Genomic DNA, 13,808 nt, shown 5'->3' with positions numbered 1-13,808 from the left:
GTAGCCCGCCCGGGCTCAGGACCTTCGGCGCCGACCGCCCGCCGTCCCCGCTCAGGGGGCGGCGGGCGGTCGCATGCCGGGCGCGGGCGCCTCACCCCTTGAGGCCGCTGAGCGCGATCCCCCGCGTGAAGTACTTCTGGAACACCAGGAAGAACACGATCGTCGGGACGGACGCGATCAGCCCGCCCGCCATGATCGCCCCCTGCTGGTCCGGCGCCCCGAAGTAGGAGTTGAGCCGGGCCAGCGCCACCGGCAGGTTCGCCATCTCGTCGCTCTGCACGATGACCAGCGGCCACAGGAAGTTGTTCCACTCCGCCAGCACGATGAAGATCGACATCGCCGCCAGCGCCGGCCGCAGCAGCGGCAGCACGATCTTCCACCAGATGCGCCACTCCCCGGCGCCGTCCACCCGGGCCGCCTGGATCAGCTCGTCCGGCACCGACTGCAGGAACTGCACGAGGAAGAACAGCACGAACGCCTTGGCCAGGGCCGGCACGATGTAGGCGGTGTAGGTGTCCAGCCAGCCCAGGTTGCGCATGATGACGTAGTTCGGGATCAGCGTCGTCTGCCAGGGCACCATCATCGACGCGATGACCATCAGGAAGATGACCCGCCGCCCCTTGATCTGGTGCTTGGTGATCACGTACGCCGCCAGCGAGCAGATCAGCAGCGACCCGACGGTGATCGACGTGGTGATGACGACGCTGTTGAACAGGAACCGCCAGAACCCGAAGTCCACCTGGAAACGCTGGAGGACGCCCGCCAGGTGCCCGGGGTTGACCTGCCGCGCCGACCAGCCGGGGTCGTAGAAGTTCACGTACGACGGCGACCGCGGCACGAACGACGGCGGGATCCTGGACAGCTCCGCCGGCGGCTTCAGCACCGTGATGACCAGCCAGTAGAACGGCACCACCATGGTGAGCGACAGCAGGTAGAACGGCAGCCGCAGCAGGTGCCGGTTGACCCGCGCCCGCCCGCCGCCCGCCGGGGGCTGCTCGTGCCGGGCCCGCCGCGCCGGGGCGGCGGCCGTGTCCATCGGGGCGACGGCCATCACAGCTCCTTCATCGCGCGCCCGACGCGCAGGTTGACGAGGCTCAGCACGAAGATGATCAGGAACAGCACCCACGCGATGGCCGAGGCGTAGCCCAGCTTGAAGTGGGTGAACCCTTGGTCGTAGAGGTAGGGCACGATCATCAGCGCCGAGTCGAGGACGCCGCCGATGTTGTTGGTGCCGCGGAAGACGATGTAGACCGCCTCGAACACCTGGAACGCCCCGATCAGCCCGGTCACCACCACGTAGGTGGTGACCGGCCGCAGCAGCGGCAGGGTGATGTGGCGGAACTGCTGCCAGGTCGAGGCGCCGTCGATCCTGGCCGCCTCGTAGTACTCCTCGGGGATCGAGCCGAGCCCGGCGACGTACAGCACCATGCCGTACCCCATGCCGCCCCACACCGACATCAGCACCAGGATCGGGACGGTCAGCCCCGGCGTGGCCAGCCACGGCACGCCGGCCCCGCCGAGCCAGTGCACCACCGTGTTGGCCAGGCCCACCTCGCTCGGGAACAGCACCCACTTCCACATGAGCATGAGCGCGATGGAGGAGGTGACCGAGGGCAGGAAGAACAGCGTGCGCATGATCCGGTGCGGCCAGCTCGCGCTGTTGAAGGCCAGCGCCAGCCCCAGCGACAGCAGCGTGCTCAGCACGACGGACGCGACCACGTACAGGGCGGTGTTGCCGAGCGCGTGCCGGAAGCGGGCGTCGCCCGCGAGCTCGGCGAAGTTCTCCAGGCCGGTGAAGACGGCCGGGTTGACCCCGTCGAAGCGGGTGAAGCTCAGGTAGAGGGAGTTGGCCAGCGGCCACAGCAGGAACGCCGCGAACAGCGCGAGGAAGGGCAGCAGCATCGCGTACGAGGTGCCGTAACGGCGCAGCCGGCTGCCGAGGGGGAGGGGACCCGCCATGGTGGAGCTCCTATCCGGCGTTGCGCTGCATGACCTTGGCCGCCTCCGTGAGCGCGGTCCTGACGTCCGACTTGCCGAGGATGGCCGACTGGAGCTGCTTGGCGACGTCGGAGGCGCTCTCGTCCCAGCCGGGGCAGCCCGGGGCGGCCTTGCCGGTGCTGATCGCCTGCGCGAACACCTGCGCCTGCTCCGGCGTGAACGTCGAGCCGCCCACGATCTTGTCCGGGCGCGGCGGGATGTAGGAGATGTTGCGCTTCCTGGCCTCGTCGGCGACGGCGGCGATGGCCTCGTCGCTGTACATGAACCTGACGAAGTCCGCGCCGGTCCGGGCGTACTTGCTGTAGGAGGTCACGCCGATCGCCCGGCCGCCGATGAACGTGGTCGGCCCGGCCGGCCCGGCGGGCAGCGCCGCCATCGCCCACTTGCCCTTCAGCTTCGGCTTGTTGGCGTCGATGCCCTTGGCGATCCAGTTGCCGGCCACCACCATCGCGGTGCCGGTGTCGAGCGCGTCGGAGCCCTCGACGGTGGCGGTGGGCGCGCCGTGCTTGCGGTAGAGGTCCACCCAGTACGTCAGCGCCCGCTCGGCCTGCGGGGTGTTCAGCGACGGCTTGCAGTCGGGGGTGTAGAACGCGCCGCCGGCCTGGTAGAGGTAGTTGAAGTAGCCGATCCAGTCGAGGTTGCCCCAGTCCTGGCTGTAGGGCTTCTTCACCCCGGCCGCCTTGAGCTTGCCGATGTCGTCGACCAGCTCCTGCCACGTGGTGGGCGGGCCGTCGAGCCCGGCCTCCTTCAGCAGGTCGGTGCGGTAGTAGAGGGTCATGGTGGACATGTCGAGCGGCACCCCGTACACCGAGCCGTCGGGGGAGACCGCCGACTCCCACTGGGCGGGCTGGGCCTGCCCCTTGAGCGCGTCGATGCCGTGCTCGCGCAGGTCCACCATCGCGCCGCGGGCGCCGAACTGGATGGTCCAGGTCATGCCGCCGGACAGGATGTCGGGGCCGGTGCGGCTGGTGGCCGCGGCCAGGAGCTTGGCGTAGGCGTCGTCCCACGACAGGGTCTGCACCTTGACCGTCACGTTGGGGTGCTTCTGGTGGTACAGGTCGGCGGCCTTCTGGAAGGTGGCCGTCTCGTCGTCGCCGCCGGTGGACCAGAAGGACAGGGTCATGGGGGCGTTCTGGTCGGCCTGCTGGGTCTGCTTCTGCCCGCTGGTGGCGCAGGCGGCGCTCAGCGCCGCCACGAGGATGGTGCAGCAGGCTGCCGGGGTTCGTCGCATGGGGGCCATCCGATCTCTCCGTCGGATGGGCGCCGGACTTGCGCCGGCGGACGTGCGGATGTGCCTGCGGGTCCCATGACCGGCGCCCAATGGTCGATGCGGAGCGGATTGCATCACTTAAACGGGTAAGCCACAATGGGCAATTTCTCGGGAGAGCGCGTTCTCGGTCGCCCGCGTCCGCGCTGACCTCCGGTTTCGGCGTGCTCCGGGAATTTCCGTCACGATGAAAACGGAGCGGTGCTCCCCCTCGGCAGCAGCCGCGCGGGCGGGTCCTCGGCGCCGTCCGGCTCCTCTCCGGCCACCAGCCGCAGCAGGACGCGGGCGGCGTGCGCGCCGTAGGCCGCGACGTCGCGGGTCACGGCGGTCAGCGGCGGCCGGACCACCTGGGAGAGCGGGGAGTCGTCCCAGGCCACGACGGACAGCCCGGCGGGCACGTCCAGGCCCATCTCGCGGGCGACCGACAGGCCCGCGACGGCCATGATGTCGTTGTCGTAGACGATCGCCGTGGGCCGCGGCCGCGCGCTGAGCAGCAGCCTCGTCGCCCGTGCGCCCTCCTCGCCGGTGTAGTCGGTGTGCTCGGCCGCGTGCCACTCCAGGCCCGCCGCCGCGCAGCTCCGCGCGAACGCCTCGTCCCTGATCCTGGTGTGCAGCAGCTCGGGCAGCCCCGCCACCCTGGCCACCCGCCGGTGGCCGAGCGCCGCCAGGTAACCCACCACCTCCCGCAGCACCACGGCCTCGTCGGACCAGACGGCGGGCAGCGAGCCCGCGCCCGACGGGTGCCCGGCCACCACGGCGGGCAGGCCCAGCCGCTCCACCTCCGGCACCCGGGGGTCGGCGGCGCGCAGGTCCACCAGGATCGCGCCGTCCACCCGGCCCTCGCCCCACCAGCGCCGGTAGACCGCGATCTCGGCCCGGTGGTCGGGCACCACCTGCAGCATCAGCGCGGAGGAGCCGGCCGCCAGCTCGTCCTCGACGCCGCTGATCAGCTCCATGAAGAACGGCTCCACGCCGAGGATGCGCGCCGGCCGGCACAGCACGAGCCCGATCGCGCCGGCGCGGGCGCCGCTCAGCGAGCGCGCGGCCAGGTTGGGCCGCCAGCCGACCTCCTGCGCGATGGCCCTGATGCGGGCCCTGGTCTCGGCGGACACGCCGGGGCGGCCGTTCAGCGCGTACGACACGGCCCCCTTCGACACGCCGGCTCGCCGTGCGATGTCGGCGATCGTCGGCCTCTTCACGCCTGCTCCCCTCCGCGCCCAGCCGCGCGCGATAATCCGCTGAACCGTATCAGCGACATTGACAATGACCGGCCGGTTCCGGGCACAATGCTTTTCCGGTTCATAAACCGGAGACGGGTCCGTGTACAGTCCTCCGGGCTCCCGGGGTTCGCGGGCGCAGTCGTCGGACCTGCCGGCGGGCGTACGGTGAGAGGCACCCGCCCGACGTCCCCCCAGGAGCCCCGATGTTCGTCGACATGCCTCTCGCGCAGCTCCGCGAGTACCTGCCCGCCCGCGCCGAGCCGGCCGACTTCGACGCCTTCTGGGAGCGCACGCTGGCCGAGGCCCGCGAGCACGACCTGGCCCCCGTGTTCACGCCCGTGGGCTCGGAGCTGACCGTCGCCGACGTGTACGACGTCACCTTCGCCGGCTTCGGCGGCCATCCGATCAAGGGCTGGCTGCTCCTGCCCCGCCACACCGCGGGGCCCGTGCCGTGCGTGGTGGAGTACCAGGGCTACGGCGGCGGGCGCGGGCTGCCCATCGACTGGCTGCTGTGGCCGAGCGTCGGCTACGCGGTGCTCGCCATGGACAGCCGCGGCCAGGGCGCCGGCGGCTGGCGGCGCGGCGACACGCCCGACCCGTTCCCCGGCACCGGGCCGCAGACGCCGGGCGTCATGACCAGCGGCGTGCACGACCCCGGCGCCTACTACTACCGGCGGCTCTACACCGACGCCGTGCGCGCGGTCGAGGCCGCGCGGGCGCACCCGCCGTCGGGCCGGTCGCGGTGGGCGGCGCCAGCCAGGGCGGCGCCATCGCGCTGGCCGTCTCGGCGCTCGCCGCCGACCTCGCCTGCGCGCTGGTCGACGTGCCGTTCCTGTGCCACGTCAGGCACGCCACGGAGATCACCGGCGAGCACCCGTACGCCGAGCTCGCCGCCTACTGCCGGGCCTTCCGCGAACGGGTGGAGGACGTCTTCGCCACCCTCGCCTACTTCGACGGGGTCAACTTCGCCGCCCGCGCCGCCACGCCCGCGCTGTTCTCGGTCGCGCTCCAGGACGGCATCACCCCGCCGTCCACGGTGTTCGCCGCCTACAACCACTACGCGGGGGAGAAGGACATCAGGGTGTACCCGTACAACGGGCACGAGGGCGGCGAGTCGGCGCACGCCATGGAGCGGATCGCCCGGGTGCGGAAGGCGTTCGGGTGATTCACGAGCGGGTGTCTCGCGTGGCGGACGCGGGGCGGCGCCACCCTCTCCCGCAGACTAGGCTTGTCAAGCACGTCAGCCTACCGACGAGAGAGACCATGAAGACCTTCGAAGAGCTGTTCGCCGAGCTGTCCGAGAAGGCCCGCACCCGGCCCGCGGGCTCGGGCACCGTGGCCGCGCTCGACGCCGGCGTCCATGCCATCGGCAAGAAGGTCGTCGAGGAGGCCGCCGAGAGCTGGATGGCGGCCGAGCACGAGTCAGACGACAGGGCCGCCGAGGAGATCTCGCAGCTCCTCTACCACGTGCAGGTGCTCATGATCGCCAAGGGCATCGGGCTCGACCAGGTCTACAAGCATCTCTAGGGCGCGCCCGCGCCCGCCCTCGCACCCCGACCTGGAGAACCCACGAGACACCGAACGAGGACCTGACATGCTGCGTCTGGCAGTACCCAACAAGGGCGCGCTCAGCGAGGCCGCCCAGGCCATCCTCAAGGAGGCCGGCTACCGGCCCCGCCGCGACAGCAAGGAGCTGGTCGTGGTCGACGAGGACAACGGCTGCGAGCTGTTCTTCCTGCGCCCCCGCGACATCGCCGTCTACGTCGGCGAGGGCACCCTCGACGCCGGCATCACCGGCCGCGACATGCTCGTCGACTCCGGCGCGCCGGTCGAGGAGATCATGCCGCTCGGCTTCGGCGGCTCCACCTTCCGGCTGGCCGCCACCGCCGGCGCGATGACCTCCGTCAAGGACCTCGACGGCCGGCGCATCGCCACCTCCTACCCGGGCCTGCTGGAGAAGTACCTGTCCGACCAGGGCGTCGACGCCCGCGTGATCAAGCTGGACGGCGCGGTCGAGACCGCGATCCGGCTCGGCGTGGCCGACGCCGTCGCCGACGTCGTGGAGACCGGCACCACGCTGCGCAACGTCGGCCTGGAGGTCTTCGGCGACCCGATCATGCGCTCCGAGGCCGTGCTGATCAAGCGGCAGGGCGCGCCGGAGACGGCCGGCGAGGGCCAGCTCGTGCGCCGCTTCCAGGGCGTCGTGCACGCCCGCGACTTCGTGATGATGGACTACGACATCCGTGCCGAGCGCATCGAGGAGGCCATCGCGCTCACGCCCGGCATGGAGGGCCCCACGGTCTCGCCGCTGCACCGCGAGGGCTGGGTGGCGGTGCGCGCGATGGTCCGCCGCAAGGGCCACCAGCAGGTGATGGACCAGCTCTGGGACATCGGCGCCCGCGCCATCCTGGTCACCGACATCTACGCCTGCCGCCTCTGAGCGCCCGGCCCGTCTGACAAATGTCACGGCCGAACCCGGAAGGATCGCACTGACCGGGCTTCGGCCGTGCTTCTAGCGTTCCTCTCATGGACGCCATCACGTTCGATCACGTCAGCAAGCACTACGGGGACGTGCTCGCCGTCGCCGATCTCTCCCTCGCCATCGAGCCCGGCTCGACGGTGGCGCTGCTCGGCCCCAACGGGGCCGGCAAGTCCACCTCGATCAACCTGCTGCTCGGCCTGCTGCGCCCGAGCTCCGGCCAGGTCCTCGTGCACGGCCGCGACCCCGGCGCCGCGGTCCGCGACGGCGAGATGGGCGGCATGCTGCAGAGCGGCGAGCTCATCCCCGAGCTCACCGTCAAGGAGCTGGTGGACCTGGTCCGCCGCCTCTACCCGCGGCCGCTGCCCCTGGACGACATCCTGCGCCTGGCCGACCTCGGCGACCTGGCCGGGCGGCGGGCCAACAAGCTGTCCGGCGGCCAGACCCAGCGCGTGCGCTTCGCCCTGGCCATCGCCGGGGCGCCCAGGATCCTGCTGCTCGACGAGCCGACCGCGGCCATGGACGTGGAGTCCCGGCTGCGCTTCTGGGCCGGCATGCACGACTACGCCGCCGGCGGGCGGACCGTGCTGTTCGCCACCCACTACCTGGAGGAGGCCGACGCGCACGCCGACCGGGTGCTCGTCATCGCCCGCGGGCAGCTGGCCGCCGACGGCACGGCCGCCGAGATCAAGGCCGGCGTGGGCGGCCAGACCGTCCGCTTCACCCTCGGCGAGCAGCCCGCCGCCGGGCTCGACCGGCTGCCCGGCGTCACCGCCGTCGAGGTCGTCGACGGCGTCGTCACGCTGCACACCGCCGACCCCGACGCCACCCTGTCCGGGCTCTACCGCGGCACCACGCTCGACGTGCGGCACGTCCAGCTCTCCGGCGCCGACCTCGAAGCCGCCTTCCTCGCCCTCACCAGGGAGTCCTGATGCTCTTCTACGCCAAGACCGAGGCGCTGCGCATGCTGCGCAACCGGCGCTACCTCATCTTCGTGGTGATCTTCCCGGTCGTGCTCTACCTGATCAACGCCAACATCTACGGCAAGCAGACCGACGACCAGGGCGTCCCGTACGCGCTGATCCTCATGGTGTCGATGGCCGCCTACGGGGCGCTGGCCTCGTCCATGATGAGCTCGGCCGTGCCGTGGGCCACCGAGCGCCAGTCGGGCTGGCTGCGCCAGCTCCAGATCACCCCGCTGCCCGGCTGGGCGATCGTCGCGACCAAGCTGTGCACCGCGCTGCTGCTGGTGCTGCCGTCGCTGCTGCTGGTCAGCGTCGTCGCGATCGTGCAGCAGGGCGTGTCGATGCCGCCCGCGCGCTGGGCGGGGCTGCTGCTGGCCATGTGGCTCGGCACGATCCCGTTCATCGCGCTCGGCCTGGCCATCGGCTCGACGCTGTCGGCCGACGCCGCCCAGCCGGCCGCCATGTTGTGCATGTTCGCCCTCGCCATCGCGGGCGGCCTGTGGTTCCCGCCGGAGATCTTCGGCAGCACCATGAAGACCATCGCGGACATCACCCCGTCCTACCACTACGCGGCGCTCGGCTGGAGCGTCGCCGGCGGGCACGGGCTCGGACTCGCCGACGTGCTGGTCGTCGCCGGATGGGGAGCGGTGCTCGGCCTCGCCGCCGCCTACCTCTACCGGCGGGCTACCGTGCGGGCATGAACTTCGCCGAACGGATCAGCTTCGGCGGGGAGAACGAGCAGCCCTCGCTCTGGCGGCGGCTGCTCGGCATCTCCGTGGGGCTGGTCTACCTGGTCTTCCCCGTCGCCGAGATCGTGACCGGCGCGATCACCGGCGCCCGGGCGGTGTGGGCGGCCGCGCTGCTGGCGGCGTTCATCGGGCTGTACCTCGCCACCGTGGCCAGCGCCAAGAGCTTCCTGCGGCGCTCGCCGTGGACGTACCCGCTGCTCGCCGGCACCACCGCGCTCGGGGTCGCCGGCGCGCTGGCCTTCGGCGGCTCCTGGCTGAGCCTGCCGGTCTACACCGTCGTGCTGTACGGCTTCGCGCTGCCGCCCGCGATGGCGCTGCTGGCCATGTTCGCGAACCTGGTCGTGGTCGTCGGCGGCGGCCTGCTCAACCACAGCAGCGCCGACTCCATCATCGTCCTCGGGCTGCAGGTGGTGACGCTCGGCATCCTGTTCATCAGCGTCCGCAACACCCGGGTGCTCACGGTGAAGCTGCACCGGGCGCAGGACGAGGTGGCCCGGCTGGCGGCCGCCGAGGAACGCCTGCGCATCGCCCGCGACCTGCACGACCTGCTCGGCCACAGCCTGTCGCTGATCGCGCTGAAGAGCGAGCTGGCCGGGCGGCTCGCGGAGGGCTCGCCCGAGGTGCAGCGCGAGGTCAGGGACATCGAGAGCGTGGCCAGGCAGGCCCTGTCGGAGGTGCGCGAGGCCGTCACCGGCTACCGGCGGCGCGGCCTGGTCGAGGAGCTGGACGGGGCCAGAGCGGTGCTGGCCGCGGCCGGGGTGCGGGCGCGGGTGCAGGTGTCGGGCACACCCCTGCCGGAGCCGGCCGACGACCTGCTGGCCTGGGCGGTGCGCGAGGGCACCACGAACGTCGTGCGGCACGCGCGGGCGGTCCGGTGCGAGATCAAGGTGACGTACGAGGACGGACGGGCCATCCTGGAGATCATGGACGACGGGCAGGGCGGGCACCGCGGGCAGGACGGGCAGGACGGGCGGCCGTTCCGGACGGGCAGCGGGCTGTCGGGGCTCCGCGAGCGAGTCGCGGGCGCGGGCGGCGAGATGGCCGCCGGGCCCGGCCGGCGCGGGTTCCGGCTGCGCGTGGAGGTGCCCGCGTGATCCGCGTCGTCCTCGCCGAGGACCAGGGCATGGTCCGCGGCGCGCTGGCGTCCCTGCTGGGGCTGGAGCCTGACATCGAGGTGGTGGGCGAGGCCGCGGACGGCGCGCAGGCCGTCGAGGTCGCCGCCCGCACCCGGCCGGACATCGCGCTGCTCGACATCGAGATGCCCGGCACCGACGGCCTGGCCGCCTCGGCGGCGATCACCCGGGAGGTGCCGGGCTGCCGGGTGATGATCCTGACCACGTTCGGGCGTCCCGGCTACCTGCGCACGGCCATGGAGGCGGGGGCGGTGGCCTTCCTCGTCAAGGACAGCCCGGCCAGGGAGCTGGCGGCGGCGATCCGCCGGGTGCACGCGGGGGAGCGGGTGATCGACCCCGCCCTGGCCGCGGCGGCGCTGAGCGCCGGGCCGAACCCGCTGTCGGCGCGCGAGCGCGACGTGCTGGCCGCGGCGGCCGACGGCTCGACCATCGGCGACATCGCGGCCCGGCTGCACCTGTCGGAGGGCACCGTGCGCAACTACCTGTCCTCGGCCATCCAGAAGACCCACGCCCGCAACCGCATCGAGGCCGTGCAGCGCGCCCGCACCCAGGGCTGGCTGTAGGAGCGGCCGGCTACCGGCGGGTGGCCGCGGTGACCTCCCTGATGAGGTCCGAGACGCGGACGATGCCGAGGCAGCGGTTCATCTCGTCGGTGACCACCAGGTCGTCGTAGACGCGGCCGGCGTCGCGGCCCGCCGCGTGCATGGCGGCGACCGCCGGCGTGGTGCGGGGGACCGTGCGCGGCGGGTCGGCCAGGCGCTGGGCGGGCTTCTGGCCGTGCAGGGCGTGGCCGAAGCGGGCGGCGAACGACAGCAGGAAGCGGCTGCGGTCCAGGCTGCCCTTGGGACGCTGGTACTCGTCCACCAGGATCACGCTGGTGACGGTGGGCTCCGAGCCGAACGCGCGCACCGCCTCCTCCGCCTTGGCCTCGGCGGGCAGCGTCACGGCGGGGATCAGCAGCTCCTGCACGCGGGGGCCGAGCATCGCGGTCTCCGGGGCGAGGTCGGCGACGGGGAGCGGCACCCGCACCCTGCCGTCGGGGCCGGGGGCGAGCAGGGGGCCGTGCGCGAGGCGTACGCCGAGGCCGCGGACCACCGCCGCCTGGCTCTCGCGCTCCACGCCCGGCGCCATCACGTGCGCGCCGACGCCGCGCGCCAGCGTCACCACCGACCGGGCGACGGCGATCGCCCGGTGGTCGGCCGGGATGCGCGCCACCAGCTCGGGGTCCAGCGCCAGCAGGTACGGCGCGGCCTCGGCGACCAGCTCCAGCGAGGCCCCCTCGGAGCCCACGCCGGCGAAGCCGAGCAGGTAGCCGATGGTGCGCAGGCCGCCGAGCCCCACCCGCAGCAGCGGCCGGTCCTGCTCCTGGCACGTCCCGGTGATCAGCAGGATCGCCTCGCGCGGGTGCCGGCCCGCCCTGCGCAGCGCCTCGTGCAGCGGCGCGAGCGCGCCCGCCCCGGCCAGCAGCACGTGGACGGGCAGCTCCAGCATCATCGGCAGCGGGCTCGCCCGGAGCCCGCCCGCCGGGTCCACGGCCGCGGGGTGCGCGATGACCGCCCCGGTGTCGAGGTCCACCAAGGGGCTGGTGAGCAGGGAGGTCGGCACGTACCCAGGATCCGGCGCGGCTCGGCGGCCACATAAGGCCCACGAAACAGATTTAACCGACATTTCCCTTGCAGTTGCCCGCCCGGTCGGAGCGGCGCGTCCCTGGCCCGGACCGCCCCGCTGACCTGCGGTCATGTCCCGTGTGGGGCGGCGGGCGCGCGGGGTCGGCTAGCCTTCCTCGCATGAGCGGGCGTCCGGCCAAGGGCGGTGGCCGGTGGGTGGTGGTGCCGCCGGAGCGCGTGCACCCGTGGATCGACGGGTTCGCCGGGCGGCACGGGCCCTTCGAGGCGGACGGCGACGAGCGGGTCGTGCGGCTGCGGGCCAGGGACGGCGCGCTGGCCGAGCTGCACGCGCCGTTCCCGCCCATGGCGGGCGGGCCGCCGTACGTCAGCCGGCTCGTCGCGCACGCCAGGGCCGAGCGGCGGGTCGGGGTGTTCCTGGTCCGGCTCGGCGGGTACGCGGCGGGCGTCTTCCACGGCGAGGCGCTGGTGGCCTCGAAGGTCGGCTCGCGGCTGGTGCAGGGGCGCACGGCGGCGGGCGGCTGGTCGCAGCAGCGCTTCGCGCGGCGGCGGCGCAACCAGGCGGCCCAGGCGTACGACGACGCCGTGGAAACGGCCGTGCGGGTGCTGTCACCGCACCTGGCCGAGCTGGCGGCCGTCGTGCTCGGCGGCGACCGGCGGGCGGTGGACGCGCTGCGCGGGGACCGGCGGCTCGCGCCGCTGCTGGCGCTGGAGGCGGAGCCGTTCCTCGTCGTGCCCGACCCGAGGCTGGCCGTGCTCCGCGACACCCCGGCGACCTTCCGTGCGGTACGGGTCCGCGTGATCGACCCGCCGGAGCCCGTCACCCGGTGAAGGCGGCCCGGTGCTCGGCGAGGAAGGCGTCCAGGGTGCGCGGCGGCCGTCCGGTGATCTGCTCGACGGCCGGCGTGCGCGTCGCCCAGCGGCCGTCGCCCGTCTCGGCGATCAGCGCGGCCAGGTCCGCCGCGGCCGGCGCCGGCAGGCCCTGCCGCTCCAGGTGGGCCGCCATCCGCGCCACCGGCAGGTCCACGTAGCGGACGGGGCAACCGGTGACGGCGGTGACGCGCTCGGCGATCCGCGCGTGCGACAGCGACTCGGGGCCGGTCAGCACGTGGTCCGCGCCCGGCCCCGCCGGACGGGTCAGCAGGGCGGCGGCCACGGCGGCGACGTCCCTGGCGTCGATGTAGTTGACCGCGCCGGGGCCGTACGAGCCGTGCATGACCCCGTCCCTCACCTCGCCCGGCAGGTTCTGCATGAACCCGGTCGGCTGCAGCACGGCGTACGGCACCCCCGACGCGCGCAGGTGGGCGTCCACCTCGCCGTGCATCCCGCCGCCGAGCAGCGCCCCGGGGCGGGCGCCGCGCACCGACACGGTCACCACCTGGGCGACGCCCGCCCGCGCCGCGAGGTCGATGACGGCCCGGTGCGCGGCGGCGAAGCCGGGCCACAGCGAGCTGTTGAGGAACAGCCGGTCGCCGCGCGACAGCAGCCGCCCGACGCTCTCCGGCCGCTCCAGATCGCCCGGCTCGTACGCGCACCCGAGGTCCGGGGCGGGCCGCCGGACGACGGCCAGCACGTCGTGTCCGCGCAGCCCCGCCACCAGCGCCCGCCCGATGGAGCCGGTGGCTCCGGTGACCACGATCATCTGCCTGCCTCCTAAGTGGACGATCGGATTCCGCTTGCGCACGCTACACTAAGCGGAATCCGATCGTCCACTTGAGTCGTCAAGGAGGGAGCGCCGGTGCGCGCGGACGCGAGGCGGAACCTCGCCAGGATCGTCGAGGCGGCGGCCGAGGTCATGGCCGAGCGCGGCCCCGGCGCGCCCATGGAGGCGATCGCCCGGCGCGCCGGGGTGGGCGTCGGCACCCTCTACCGCCGCTTCCCCGACCGGCACGCCCTCCTCGCCGCCGTCGGCGACCACTACGTCCACGCGATGACGGCCGCCCTCGACCGGATCGCGGGCGAGACGGCCACGGCCTGGGACACGATCGCCGCCTTCGTCGCCTGGGCCGCCGAGCCGGGGCGCGCCACGCTGGCGAGCGCGCTGGCCGAGCTGCCCGAGGAGGCGTACACGGAGCGGCCCGGGTTCGCCGGCGCGCGGGCCGCCTGGGCCGAGCGCCTCGGCGCGCTCGTCGGCCGGGCCCAGAAGGAGGGCGCGATGCGGCCGGACGTCGGCGTCGCCGACCTCGTCCACCTGCTGAACGTCTTCACCTGCCACCCCGACCGGCTGCCCGCGCCGGTCGCCGCCGACCCGCGCCGCTACCTGCGCCTCATGCTCGACGGCATGAAAGCCACCGGGGCAACGATGCCCTTGTGACCGTTTTGAGGTTTTGAGACGATTCAAAAAAATCTTGCTGCCCGCTATGATGAGCCGA

General features: G+C 73.3%; 14 protein-coding genes and 1 pseudogene. 9 read left to right on the top strand and 6 right to left on the bottom strand.

Going from position 1 to position 13,808, the window contains the following annotated elements; translation table 11 throughout:
- Positions 1–91 precede the first annotated feature (91 nt).
- From MF672_RS22580 to MF672_RS22565, 4 genes are all read right to left on the bottom strand, one after another.
- Complete coding sequence (locus tag MF672_RS22580) at positions 92–1,051, bottom strand: carbohydrate ABC transporter permease (protein ID WP_242373663.1); 960 nt, start codon at positions 1,049–1,051, stop codon at positions 92–94.
- Complete coding sequence (locus MF672_RS22575; RefSeq protein ID WP_242373662.1) at positions 1,051–1,959, bottom strand: carbohydrate ABC transporter permease; 909 nt, start codon at positions 1,957–1,959, stop codon at positions 1,051–1,053. Before MF672_RS22575 ends, MF672_RS22580 begins: the two co-directional genes overlap by 1 nt.
- A gap of 10 nt (positions 1,960–1,969) precedes the next feature.
- Positions 1,970–3,229, bottom strand: a complete 1,260-nt coding sequence (locus MF672_RS22570) for an extracellular solute-binding protein (protein WP_242373661.1) — start codon at positions 3,227–3,229, stop codon at positions 1,970–1,972.
- Positions 3,230–3,447: 218 nt separating this feature from the next.
- Complete coding sequence (locus tag MF672_RS22565) at positions 3,448–4,464, bottom strand: LacI family DNA-binding transcriptional regulator (protein WP_242373660.1); 1,017 nt, start codon at positions 4,462–4,464, stop codon at positions 3,448–3,450.
- Positions 4,465–4,688: 224 nt separating this feature from the next.
- Here MF672_RS22565 and MF672_RS22560 point away from each other — a divergent pair.
- The 7 genes and pseudogenes from MF672_RS22560 to MF672_RS22530 all read left to right on the top strand — a co-directional run bounded on the left by MF672_RS22560 (position 4,689) and on the right by MF672_RS22530 (position 10,374).
- A pseudogene (locus MF672_RS22560) lies at positions 4,689–5,650 on the top strand (acetylxylan esterase).
- Between the two features lie 98 nt (positions 5,651–5,748).
- On the top strand, positions 5,749–6,012 hold the full coding sequence (locus MF672_RS22555; RefSeq protein ID WP_020547470.1) for a phosphoribosyl-ATP diphosphatase: 264 nt from the start codon (positions 5,749–5,751) through the stop codon (positions 6,010–6,012).
- Positions 6,013–6,079: 67 nt separating this feature from the next.
- Positions 6,080–6,925, top strand: coding sequence for an ATP phosphoribosyltransferase (gene hisG, locus MF672_RS22550; protein WP_242373658.1), 846 nt, complete (start codon positions 6,080–6,082; stop codon positions 6,923–6,925).
- Positions 6,926–7,011: 86 nt separating this feature from the next.
- Positions 7,012–7,896, top strand: coding sequence for an ABC transporter ATP-binding protein (locus tag MF672_RS22545; RefSeq protein ID WP_242373657.1), 885 nt, complete (start codon positions 7,012–7,014; stop codon positions 7,894–7,896).
- Positions 7,896–8,630: an ABC transporter permease gene (locus tag MF672_RS22540; RefSeq protein ID WP_242373656.1), complete on the top strand. Its 735-nt coding sequence runs from the start codon at positions 7,896–7,898 to the stop codon at positions 8,628–8,630. The genes MF672_RS22545 and MF672_RS22540 overlap by 1 nt, the downstream gene beginning before the upstream one ends.
- Positions 8,627–9,772, top strand: coding sequence for a sensor histidine kinase (locus MF672_RS22535; protein ID WP_242373655.1), 1,146 nt, complete (start codon positions 8,627–8,629; stop codon positions 9,770–9,772). Before MF672_RS22540 ends, MF672_RS22535 begins: the two co-directional genes overlap by 4 nt.
- Positions 9,769–10,374 carry a response regulator transcription factor gene (locus MF672_RS22530; RefSeq protein WP_242373654.1) on the top strand — a complete coding sequence of 202 codons (606 nt, stop codon included), beginning with the start codon at positions 9,769–9,771 and terminating at the stop codon, positions 10,372–10,374. Before MF672_RS22535 ends, MF672_RS22530 begins: the two co-directional genes overlap by 4 nt.
- 10 nt (positions 10,375–10,384) lie before the next feature.
- On the opposite strand, the gene MF672_RS22525 is transcribed toward MF672_RS22530, so the two are convergent.
- The gene (locus MF672_RS22525) at positions 10,385–11,416 is read right to left on the bottom strand and encodes an EAL domain-containing protein (protein ID WP_242373653.1); all 1,032 of its coding nucleotides are present in this window, start codon (positions 11,414–11,416) and stop codon (positions 10,385–10,387) included.
- Positions 11,417–11,598: 182 nt separating this feature from the next.
- Between MF672_RS22525 and MF672_RS22520 the strand changes: the two genes are divergently transcribed.
- Positions 11,599–12,267 carry an acVLRF1 family peptidyl-tRNA hydrolase gene (locus MF672_RS22520; RefSeq protein ID WP_242373652.1) on the top strand — a complete coding sequence of 223 codons (669 nt, stop codon included), beginning with the start codon at positions 11,599–11,601 and terminating at the stop codon, positions 12,265–12,267.
- On the opposite strand, the gene MF672_RS22515 is transcribed toward MF672_RS22520, so the two are convergent.
- Positions 12,257–13,078, bottom strand: coding sequence for an NAD(P)H-binding protein (locus MF672_RS22515; RefSeq protein ID WP_242373651.1), 822 nt, complete (start codon positions 13,076–13,078; stop codon positions 12,257–12,259). The two genes, MF672_RS22520 and MF672_RS22515, sit on opposite strands and share 11 nt — an antisense overlap.
- 96 nt (positions 13,079–13,174) lie before the next feature.
- Between MF672_RS22515 and MF672_RS22510 the strand changes: the two genes are divergently transcribed.
- Positions 13,175–13,750, top strand: coding sequence for a TetR family transcriptional regulator (locus tag MF672_RS22510; RefSeq protein WP_242373650.1), 576 nt, complete (start codon positions 13,175–13,177; stop codon positions 13,748–13,750).
- The last annotated feature ends 58 nt before the right edge of the window (positions 13,751–13,808 follow it).

Source organism: Actinomadura luzonensis (genome assembly GCF_022664455.2).
Lineage (GTDB): Bacteria > Actinomycetota > Actinomycetes > Streptosporangiales > Streptosporangiaceae > Nonomuraea > Nonomuraea luzonensis.
The sequence above is the reverse complement of the archived record's forward strand: the minus strand, read 5'-3'. Positions and strand labels throughout refer to the sequence as shown.

Bases quoted from the DNA above. Each gene is read 5' to 3' on its own strand.
- MF672_RS22580 (WP_242373663.1), bottom strand. From the start codon at position 1,051: ATGGCCGTCGCCCCGATGGACACGGCCGCCGCCCCGGCGCGGCGGGCC.
- MF672_RS22520 (WP_242373652.1), top strand. From the start codon at position 11,599: ATGAGCGGGCGTCCGGCCAAGGGCGGTGGCCGGTGGGTGGTGGTGCCG.
- MF672_RS22540 (WP_242373656.1), top strand. From the start codon at position 7,896: ATGCTCTTCTACGCCAAGACCGAGGCGCTGCGCATGCTGCGCAACCGG.
- MF672_RS22515 (WP_242373651.1), bottom strand. From the start codon at position 13,078: ATGATCGTGGTCACCGGAGCCACCGGCTCCATCGGGCGGGCGCTGGTG.
- MF672_RS22575 (WP_242373662.1), bottom strand. From the start codon at position 1,959: ATGGCGGGTCCCCTCCCCCTCGGCAGCCGGCTGCGCCGTTACGGCACC.
- hisG (WP_242373658.1), top strand. From the start codon at position 6,080: ATGCTGCGTCTGGCAGTACCCAACAAGGGCGCGCTCAGCGAGGCCGCC.
- MF672_RS22570 (WP_242373661.1), bottom strand. From the start codon at position 3,229: ATGCGACGAACCCCGGCAGCCTGCTGCACCATCCTCGTGGCGGCGCTG.
- MF672_RS22545 (WP_242373657.1), top strand. From the start codon at position 7,012: ATGGACGCCATCACGTTCGATCACGTCAGCAAGCACTACGGGGACGTG.
- MF672_RS22535 (WP_242373655.1), top strand. From the start codon at position 8,627: ATGAACTTCGCCGAACGGATCAGCTTCGGCGGGGAGAACGAGCAGCCC.
- MF672_RS22555 (WP_020547470.1), top strand. From the start codon at position 5,749: ATGAAGACCTTCGAAGAGCTGTTCGCCGAGCTGTCCGAGAAGGCCCGC.